Origin of the sequence: Microbulbifer okhotskensis, from assembly GCF_023895975.1 — a bacterium.
GTDB lineage: Bacteria > Pseudomonadota > Gammaproteobacteria > Pseudomonadales > Cellvibrionaceae > Microbulbifer > Microbulbifer okhotskensis.
In genome coordinates this window covers 1-208 of record NZ_JALBWM010000608.1, presented here as the reverse complement: position 1 = coordinate 208, position 208 = coordinate 1, and the positions used below count along the sequence as shown (strand labels likewise).

1 protein-coding gene is annotated in these 208 nt (G+C 53.8%); it reads left to right on the top strand.

The features are described 5' to 3' along the window. A partial coding sequence (locus MO867_RS23445; protein WP_444875299.1) for a hypothetical protein occupies window positions 1-208 on the top strand: 208 nt, incomplete at both ends.

The following is a 208-nucleotide window of genomic DNA, read 5'->3' as shown; positions in this document are numbered from 1 at the left end:
GTTCGCCCAATATCGCCTTTTTGCCGGTGGTGTCCTTGCCCGAGCTGGAAACCTGGTTTGAAACCTGGGCCTTCAGCGAAACCATTCACAGCCGTTCCTACACCCATATCATCCGCAATATCATTACCGAGCCTTCGCTGGTGTTCGATCAGATCGTCACCAACCAGGAAATCGTCAAGCGCGCTGAGTCTGTTACGCGGCTGTACGA